A 6,000-nucleotide genomic window follows, 5' to 3' on the forward strand; every position below is an offset into this window, starting at 1 on the left:
CGCCGCGTTTCACTACGCGGGCAGCGTGCAATTACCATCTTAGATGGCAAACCGCTGCGCCGCGCGCGCAAAAGAGACAAAACCTCATTGTAGGTTTCACATGATGGCAGGAAAAAGGCAATGCAGTCGCGAACGGTCGTACAGCGTTTGTGCTGCGCTGCAATAACCTCGTCGTCTAGCGCAGCACTTCGAACCGCGTCCACGGCCATGACGGCCGGTCGCGCATATAGCCGTTGAGCCAGTTCCACTGCGGATGGCGCTTCATGAACGCCTGGGCGTCGAACGGCCGGCCGCACGGGTGTCCCCAGCGCGCGGAGAAGGCCATGGCGCGCGCCATCTCGCTGTCGACCACCTTGCCGTCGTTGGCGCCCCACGGATTGAACGGCCCGTGATCGGTGCCGCCGAAGCGCGCGTCGTCCAGTTCCAGATGCCCACAGATGGTCCGCGAGCACGGGTTGTCGTTACGGTCGAGATAGACGTCGTGATGGTCGGCGATCATCTCTTTCGCAAGTTCGACGTCGATCTTGCCGTGATGCATTTCTTCGAGCTGCATGAAGCGCAAGCGGCGCGCGCCGTTCTTGCGCACGTCCGTATAGTCTTCGCCTTCGCCGATGCATTCCTGGTTGCGGATCTTCAGATCGGTCGCGGTGTTGTAACCGCTATAGAAGCCGTTTTTCGTACTTTCGAAACCGGAATAGTGCAGCCCGAGTTCGTAGCGAGCGATCTCACCGGTCTTGGTATCGCCGAGCAGCCAGCTGTTCGCATAGCCGCCGTTATTGGCGACCGCGAACATCTCGCACCATTCGCCGATGTTGTTGGCGTACTGCGACGCGCGCCGCGAGCGGTAGAACTCCGGCGCACCCGCTGCGTTGTAGCCGGCAAAGTTGGAGATGGTGGTTTCCGTGACCATCAGGCCGGCTTCGGTGACCCAGAAATCGGTAAGGCTGGAGATGCATCCCGGCAAGCCCTGCATCAGGATGCGGTTGCCGCGATCCGGCACGATGTCGAACACGACGTTGAACGCATCGCCCGCGGCGTAGCGGTCCCACGAGTTGTGCGCCATCACGATGCGGCCGTCGCGGGTGGCATTGCCGGTGGCGATGAACGCGCTGCAGTGATGGCCGCGGCGCCCGCGCCACGGTTTCACGCCGAGTTGCGGTTGCTGGGCCGCCGCGTGGCTCGGCCACCAGCTTTGCAGCAGATCCATGTAACCGTTCCAGGCCAGCACTTCGGCGAACGGCAGCTTCGCGCCGTCGGCGATGCCCTGGATTTCGTCGGCGAATTCAGTGTCGAGTTTGTTGGCGAACTGGGATACGGCGGCGTCGACGAAGGTATCGAAGTCTTCGCCGGTGTCCCATTTCGCAAGGTAGCGGGCGGTGCGGATCGCGTTCTGGATTTCAGTGGCAAGCAACTGGCCATGCTGCTCGCCGCGATCGTACGGCTCGCCTTCGATATGCAGGAAAATCCAGCCCGCCTGGTCACGGCGCACGGCATCGAGGGACGGTTCGCTCATCTTCGCTCCGGTCGAAGGGCGGGCGTCTCGGTGCGCCCGTCTTGGCGTAACGCGCGCTGCTCGCAATCGCTGCAGCGGTCTCCCCATTGTAGAGAATCTTCCGCGCTTTGCACGGGACCTGGCGCGCGGGACCTAGCGCGTCGGATTCATGCGGAAATACGCATCGAGCAGCGATGTCTTGTAGACCACGCCGGCAAGCTTCGGATCCGCGGCGCTTTCGACGACCGGCAGCCGCTCGCCTTGAAACGCCATGAAGTGCTGCAACGCAACGCCGAGGGGCATATCGGGCGTGAGCACATCGAAATGCGGCTGCAGATAATCCGCGGCGGTTTTCGTGGCGGTGTCGCGCTTGTCGAGCAGATCGGAGGTGATGTCCTTGAGCGCGACTACGCCGAGAAACGCGCCAGACTCGTTGGCGACGTACAGATACTTCACCGGATATTCGAGGAACACGCGCGTCATGTCGTGCACGGTCGCGTTCGGTGGCACGACGGTTTCGGCGGGACGGATCAGCTCGCGCATCTGCGTGGCGCGCAGACGGGTGCGCTCCTGTTCCTCCTGATTGCGGCGCAGTGTGATTTCGTACATCGATGTCTTGCCGATCGCGCGCGACACGAAATACGCCACCACGCACGACAGCATCAGCGGCAGCACCACTTGATAGCTGAGCGTCATTTCGAAGATCATCAGGATCGCCATCAGCGGCGCCTGCGTGGCGCCGGCCAGAAACGCGCCCATGCCGACCATCGCATAAGCGAACGGCGCCGAGGTGCCGTGCGGCCACAACGCGTGCATGCCGAGGCCGAACAGCGAGCCGACCACCGCGCCGACGAAGAGCGTCGGCGTGAACACCCCGCCGATCGCGCCTGAACCCACGGTCGCCGAGGTCGCGACGATCTTGAACACCAGCACGAGGACGAGCGCGGTCCACGTCCACGGTGAATGCAGAATGGAATTGACCACACTGTAGCCGTTGCCCCACACCTCGGGCGTCCACACTGACAGAATGCCGACGACGAGACCGCCCAGCGCCAGCCGGAAGGGCAGCGGCACGGGCAGCTTGCGAAAGTTGGCTTTCGAGAAGTCCATCAGCCGCAGAAACTGCGGCGCGGCCGCACCGCACAGCAGCCCAAGCGCGACGAACAACAGGACTTCGGCACCCGCCACCGGTGGAAACACCGGCATTTCGTACGGCGGCTTGTAGCTGGTGAACTCGCGCATCGTGATGTTGGCGACCACCGCGGAGACCACCACGGGGCCGAAGCTTTCCATCACGATCGAGCCGAGCACGATTTCAGTGACAAAAAACGCGCCGGCAATCGGCGCACTGTACGCGGAGGTAATCCCGGCCGCCGCGCCGCACGCTACGAGCAGGCGCAGACGCGGCGGATCGAAATGCACCCAGCGGCCGATCAGCGACGCGGCCAGCGCCGCCAGTTGCACCATCGGACCTTCGCGGCCGATCGAGCCGCCGCTCGAAATCGTGAATAGCGACGACACACTGCGCCAGAAGCTCAGCTTGACCGGCACCACGCCGTCGCCGATGGCGACGGCTTCCATGTAGTCGATGTGATTGCACTTGTCGACGTGGCGCTGCGCGATCAGCAGAAAGAAGCCGGCGATCAGGCCGCCCGCGGCGGGCAGCCACACGCGCACCGTCCACGGCAAGCCGCGCGCCATTTCGACGAAACTGCCGGACTTGCCGACAACCGCCAGTTGCAGCAACGCGATGCCTTCGCGAAAGGCAATCGTCGCGAACGCGCCTGCGACGCCGACCACCACCGACCAGACCAGCATCGTATGGGCGTCGGACAGACGGAACAGGGTTTGGGCGCGGGTGCGCAGCTTCAGCAGGAATGAAAGCACGTCGGCAGGAGAGGGCGTGATGGGTGGATGGAATGCGCGTACGGTAACAGCATCGCGCCCGCTGGCGGAAGCGGGCGCGATGCGGAGGGTCCGCGAAGGGAGGCGGCGTGGATCAAGTCGCCGCCTTGTCGAGTTCCGGGTAGTGCCGGAAGATGCAGGCTTCGTTATGCGCGATGCGCCGGTCGGACTGGAGATAAGCCGCGATGTTCGGCCGCTCGATCACCGCGTCGTGCAAGGCCGCGAGGCGCGGATAGTGTTCGCCGAAACGCTTGAGCGCGCGTGGAAACGCGTACAGCAGACCGTCGATCAGCTGGAACATCGACAAGTCGACGTAAGTGAGTGAGTCGCCCACCATGAACGTGTCGCCGGCCGGGTTCTGTTTCAGCACGCGCTCGAAGTACTTCATGAACTTCGGAATGCGGTGGTCGATGAAGTCGTGTGCGCGCACTTTGGCGGCGTCTTTCTGGTCTTCGTAATAAAACGCACTGGCGAGCGGATGATGCGTGTCGTGCGCTTCGGTCACCATGTCGGCGATCGTCAGTTGCAATCCGTTGGCGACGTAGCGCAGGCTTTCAACCGATGGCGCGAGATTGAGCTTCGGGCCGAGATAGAACAGGATGTTGGCCGTCTGCGCGATCACCAGATCGCCGTCTTTCAGAAACGGCGGCGCGAACGGCGGATAAGGCTCGTCGCGGCTCTTCATGATCGCCATCATCGCGTTCGTGCCCAAGCCATCCGACGGCTCGCCGCGCGCCACTTCCACGTAGTCCGCGCCGGCTTCTTCCAGTGCCAGCCGCACGAATTCGCCTCGGCCTTGCAGGCCGTCCCAATAGTAAAGTTCCAGGCTCATCGATCGGTCCTCATTCCGGTTGCATGAACGGTTTTGCGTGAATGGGTAACGTCAGCAGCCAGTATGCCGCGCGAGCGTGCCGGATGGTTCTCCTGAACGCACAAAACCCCGCACGCGGCGGGGTTGGCGGGGAGGCGAGGGAGGTTTAGCCGAGCAGATGCTGGACAGTCCATGTGATACCCAGTCCGCCGGCAATCAACCACACATACAGGATGAAGCCGGTGGTCAATGCGCGGGGTCCGGCCTGACGGATCTGCGCGATGCGGGTTTCGATACCGAGCGCGGTCATGGCCATCGTGAGCGCGAAGGTGTCGAGCATGTTCAGCGTGCTGGTCGCGCTTTCGGGCAGGACGTGCAGCGAGTTGATCACGACGAAGGCAAGGAAGCCGAGCGCAAACCAGGGAATCGCCAGCTTGCGCGGAGCGTGGTGCTTGCCGTCTTCGGCCGTTGCTGCCGTGGCCACGCTGCGTGCCGAGCGGTTCACCCACAAGCCGACGACCAGCAGCACCGGCACCAGCAGCATCACGCGGGTCATCTTGACGATGGTCGCGATGTGGGTCGCTTCCGGGCTCACGTTGCTGGCCGCGCCGACCACCTGCGCTACTTCATGAATGGTGCCCCCGAAGAACAGACCCGCGCCAACGGTGTCGAGATGCAGCCAGCCCGCCTTGAACAGCACCGGGTAGAGGAACATCGAGAGGGTGCCGAACAGCACCACGCTGCCCACTGCCATGGCGCTCTTGTGCGGCTTCGATTGCAGCGTCGACTCGAACGCGAGCACGGCAGCCGCACCGCAGATTGCGCTGCCAGCAGCCGTGAGGAGTGCGGTGTCGCGGTCGAGTTTCATGATCTTCATACCGGCCCACGTGCCGATCACCAGTGTGCTCACGACGATCAGCACTGATTCAGCGAGACCGGGCAAGCCGACCTGAGCAATTTCCTGCAGGCTGACGCGCAGCCCGAAAAACGCCACGGCGATGCGCAGGAGCTTGCGCGCCGAAAAGTTGACGCCGGCCGCCCAGCTTTCGGGCATGCCGTCGCGCAGCGCGTTACCGTAAATGGCGCCCGCCACGATGCCGACAATCAGCGGGCTCAAACCCAGGCCGGCGATGGCCGGGATCGAAGCGATGCGGGTCACGGCAGCCGCAAATAGTGCAACGAAGAGGATACCGTTGAGCTGGCCGCGGGTGGATGAAGACCCGGCGGGTGTGGCAGAAGCGGTGAGATGAGCGGTGGACATGGCGTAGTGCCTTTCTATGACTGTCTTGATTCGATAGCCCTAATCCTAAATTAGATATATCGATATGAAAAATCATGATTTAGAATGTAAAGTATCAGTTACACGGATACTTTGACCCCCATGACCCCGGACCAACTTATAACGTTTGCCGCCGTTGCCGAACATCGCAACATCAGCCGGGCGGCTGTGGCGCTGCATTTATCGCAGCCGGCCGTGTCCGGACAATTGCGGCAGTTACAGGACGAATTCGGCGAGCCGCTTTACCTGCGCGACGGGCGCGGCGTGCGCCTGACGCCCGCCGGCGAGCAACTCGCCAGCTATGCCACCCGGCTGCGCGATACGTGGCGGCAGGCGCATGCGTATCGCGACGCGTTGCGCGGCCTCGAGCAGGGCACCTTGCGCATCGGCGCCAGCACCACGCCGGCGAGCTATCTGCTGCCGTACCTGATCGCCGACTTTCATCGCCGCTATCCCGAGGTAACGCTGCATACCGCCAATGGCAACACGACGGAAATCGTCGGCGCGCTGGGC

Annotated in this window: 5 protein-coding genes; 1 reads left to right on the plus strand and 4 read right to left on the minus strand. The window is 63.1% G+C overall.

Going from position 1 to position 6,000, the window contains the following annotated elements; translation table 11 throughout:
- Nucleotides 1-175 precede the first annotated feature (175 nt).
- The 4 genes from GNZ13_RS28380 to GNZ13_RS28395 form a co-directional block, all read right to left on the minus strand.
- Nucleotides 176-1,513 carry a C45 family autoproteolytic acyltransferase/hydolase gene (locus GNZ13_RS28380; protein WP_172170755.1) on the minus strand — a complete coding sequence of 446 codons (1,338 nt, stop codon included), beginning with the start codon at nucleotides 1,511-1,513 and terminating at the stop codon, nucleotides 176-178.
- A 132-nt stretch (nucleotides 1,514-1,645) separates the two neighbouring features.
- On the minus strand, nucleotides 1,646-3,379 hold the full coding sequence (locus GNZ13_RS28385; RefSeq protein WP_172170757.1) for a ClcB-like voltage-gated chloride channel protein: 1,734 nt from the start codon (nucleotides 3,377-3,379) through the stop codon (nucleotides 1,646-1,648).
- A 112-nt stretch (nucleotides 3,380-3,491) separates the two neighbouring features.
- Nucleotides 3,492-4,229: a glutathione S-transferase gene (locus GNZ13_RS28390; protein WP_172170759.1), complete on the minus strand. Its 738-nt coding sequence runs from the start codon at nucleotides 4,227-4,229 to the stop codon at nucleotides 3,492-3,494.
- Between the two features lie 145 nt (nucleotides 4,230-4,374).
- Nucleotides 4,375-5,469 (minus strand): YeiH family protein, encoded by a 1,095-nt coding sequence (locus GNZ13_RS28395; protein ID WP_172170761.1) that lies wholly within the window; start codon nucleotides 5,467-5,469, stop codon nucleotides 4,375-4,377.
- Between the two features lie 120 nt (nucleotides 5,470-5,589).
- Between GNZ13_RS28395 and GNZ13_RS28400 the strand changes: the two genes are divergently transcribed.
- Nucleotides 5,590-6,000 (plus strand): LysR family transcriptional regulator (locus GNZ13_RS28400; protein ID WP_172170763.1); only part of this gene is annotated, 411 nt, incomplete at its 3' end.

The organism is Paraburkholderia elongata (assembly GCF_013177735.1).
In the GTDB taxonomy this organism is placed as follows: Bacteria; Pseudomonadota; Gammaproteobacteria; order Burkholderiales; family Burkholderiaceae; genus Paraburkholderia; species Paraburkholderia elongata.